General features: G+C 44.8%; 1 protein-coding gene and 3 pseudogenes. 1 reads left to right on the top strand and 3 read right to left on the bottom strand.

All coding sequences use genetic code 11. From position 1 onward, the window contains the following. Nucleotides 1–34: 34 nt before the first annotated feature. Nucleotides 35–366 (bottom strand): annotated as a pseudogene (locus tag BLU57_RS15525) (transposase); the annotation flags it as partial. Between BLU57_RS15525 and BLU57_RS15520 the strand changes: the two are divergent. Then, nucleotides 357–800: pseudogene (locus tag BLU57_RS15520) on the top strand (transposase); the annotation flags it as partial. The pseudogenes BLU57_RS15525 and BLU57_RS15520 overlap by 10 nt on opposite strands. A gap of 104 nt (nt 801–904) precedes the next feature. Here the strand turns inward: BLU57_RS15520 and BLU57_RS15515 are convergent. Together BLU57_RS15515 and BLU57_RS15510 are read right to left on the bottom strand one after the other, a co-directional pair. Further along, a complete protein-coding gene (locus BLU57_RS15515; protein WP_090322896.1) occupies nt 905–2,242 on the bottom strand; it encodes a hypothetical protein in 1,338 nt (445 codons plus the stop codon). 210 nt (nt 2,243–2,452) lie between these two features. Further along, nucleotides 2,453–2,998: pseudogene (locus BLU57_RS15510) on the bottom strand (IS3 family transposase); the annotation flags it as partial.

Here is a 2,998-nt window from a genome sequence, read left to right as displayed (position 1 = left end):
CATTAAGCACTTCGCATTGCCGGGTAACCGGTCAATAGCTTTTGTGCCGTTCAATCCAGGCGTACTTCACACTGATTCCCGCGCAAAGTACGCCGCCGCTTTTTTTAGAATGTCACGCTCCATCTTCACTCTTGCAAGCTCTGCCCTCAGGCGCGTCAATTCCATTTGTTCCGCACTGACCGGCTTGGCTCCTGCACCTGCCAATTGGCCTTTTGCCGCCTGCCGAACCCAGTTCTCTAATGTCTGACTCGGCATCCCCAGAACTTTGGCTGTCTCTGCGCATGATTGACCACCCTGAACCAATCGCACCGCTTCCAATTTGTATTCCAGTGTATACGATGCTCTCCTGACCTTTTCTGCTTTCATTTCTTCGTCTCCTTAGCTTCTATAGTTTAACCTCAGTTAAGAAATACGTTTCTACAGGGCAAGGTCACTGCATCGTGCACATGGTTTGTAACAGTCTCAACTACGTCGGCTGGAATAAACGCAAGGAAGTAGCTGCTGATTTACGTTTGGTCTACAGCGCCGCCACCGAGCTAGCAGACTTTGAAGATAAGTGGAACAATGCTTATCCACCGATTGCTCTGTCTTGGCGCAATAATTGGCAGCGCATCATTCCGTTTTTCGACTACCCGCCTGAGATACGGCCCATTATTTACACCACCAATGCGATTGAATCTGTCAACATGAGCCTACGCAAAGTCAGCAAAAACCGTGGATCGTTTCTCAACGATGAAGCCATGATCAAATTGTACTATTTGGCTCTCAGCAATATCGCCAAAAAATGGTCTATGCAACTAAGCAATTTGTACTAAGCTTAAGTTTTGACAAACTGAATGCCATTTTTCTCTCGTTCATCGATTTAGTTCTTAGCGACGGAAATACTCAGAATGTAGAATAATACCTAATAAGTTGTCAGAGCCGCAGGACTTGGCAGAGATAAATTACCTGCCGCATCAAATGCTCTAACAGTGTAACTATAGAGTGATCCGGTAGAACTGCCATAAATCACATCTCTATAACTCGTTGTAGTGCTCTGGCCAACCTTTGTTCCATTTCGATATATGTTATACCCCGCAACCGCTATAGCATCCGAGGATGCGCTCCAAGATAATCCAACCCCTGCGGCAGTAGCATAATCATATAATTTTAGCGTCAGTGAAGTAGGTGTTGAAGGAGCGGCAGTATCAAAATTGCTGCACGACACACCCTCTCCACATGGAAAACCATCCCATATTTCCAAGCCTGTGGAATGAGATTCGACAGTTGGATAACCAGCACTATAAGGATTACTAATTATAATACGAGTTATCGGAAGATTGTAGCCCCCCATATTCGGACCAAAATAATCGACAATCTCTTTACCATCGACTGCCGCCCAGAAACGCCCGTCGCTACCCTTTGACCGGTGCCAGTAAACTTCAAATTTAAACCATTTACCTACAGGAACAGCAACGGTACGGTTGTCTATAGTCCAATAATCCACTCTCGGCCATGGGCCATTGGCCACGTTGTCACCCTTTGTCTGCCAATAGAGCTGGCCATCGGTTCCCTTCAATATAACTATACTGACTCGATAATCACCTCGCCAATCATTCAAATACCCCCCTGTTTTAAATGCGAACATATCACGCCACCCCGCCCCCGGTACATCACGGGTGAGTTTGGATGGAAAGTCTGCCGGAAATTTAAGCCAGTAAGTTATATACAAATCATTCACATCACCGATTGTCCACGGTCTGTTAATCAATAACGGAGCTTGTGAACCGGCTTGCCCTAAATCGCCTTTTATTTTGACATTTTGGAAAAGCTCATTAACTAAATTCCCCTTCGGCCCAGTAACTTGCCTGATTTCATTGGTTATATACTCTCCGACTGATGTGGAATCAACTGGGTCAATTGTAATCATTTGAATACCTGAGAAATCTGCACCCAGAGCTTTAATGGGCCAAGAAAATCCAGTTTCCTTATCTGCACCGAGAATGTGTTGCCATGCTCCATTTCTATAAAAGCCGGTGGGCGTCCCTAGCGAAACGCCAGGCCCGAAATTCGACTTAAATAGCAAATTAGCGGCATGAGTCACTGGAGCAAGAAAACACAAAGCACTAATCAATACAAATAGAATCGTCCTAGTGACACTAAACCGGGTCATGTGATTCTTGCTTGATTGCTTTATCTGGGCTGTCTTGGTGATTGGTGCAAGTAAACCAGGAGTAAGCAATGCTAGTTGATAAATTCTCATATTTACTACCTCACTAAAATTAAAAGTACAAAGTTGTGAAAAAATGCATTGAAGCCATTTGTATGGTGCTAATCAAATTTGATCCGGTGCACTCTATTATTGGATGAATACCAAAAGCGCTCTAAACGATGAGTCGCCCAAGACGGTTAAATGTTGAATTCCACTGGGCTATAGCGTACTGACCTGGGCAAGTAAAACCGGACACTCCAGTTAAGTGATTTTTTTCAGTTCTTCCATTTCTACTTCATATTGCTTCGGACTTTTATACCCCAAGTATGAATGCAGTCGATGCCATGTTATAAAACATGGAAATATAGTGCAGCACATCTTGCTGAACTGCATAACGGGTTTGGTAATGGCTCCAGTGGATTCGTTCCTGTTTGAGGCTACCAAAAAAGCTTTCTGCTACGGCATTGTCGAAGCAATCGCCGGTGCGGCTGATACTACAGAAGCTTCCGGTATTCCTTACTGGCATATTGTGCCGATCCGAATGCACAATCAATCCTGCTTGTGGCTAGCGCCGCCAGATCGCCATTCTCTGTGCATCACAAACCAGCTTCGCTTTCATTCTTGACCCCATGCTCCAGCCAACAACCTTCCTGGAAAAAAATCAATGACAACAGCCAGATACAGCCAGCCTTTTCGTGTCCAAATGTAAGTAATGTCGCCAACATAGACTTGATTCGGGATAGCAGCATTAAACTGTCGGTTCAGCTTGTTCTCGAATACCGGTTGTTTGTGATTGCTATTGCTTGT

It is taken from the genome of Nitrosomonas oligotropha, from assembly GCF_900106555.1.
Taxonomy (GTDB): Bacteria; Pseudomonadota; Gammaproteobacteria; order Burkholderiales; family Nitrosomonadaceae; genus Nitrosomonas; species Nitrosomonas oligotropha_A.
The sequence above is the reverse complement of the archived record's forward strand: the minus strand, read 5'-3'. Positions and strand labels throughout refer to the sequence as shown.

Excerpts from the sequence above, each read along its gene's own strand:
- BLU57_RS15515 (WP_090322896.1), bottom strand. The coding sequence starts at position 2,242 with ATGAGAATTTATCAACTAGCATTGCTTACTCCTGGTTTACTTGCACCA.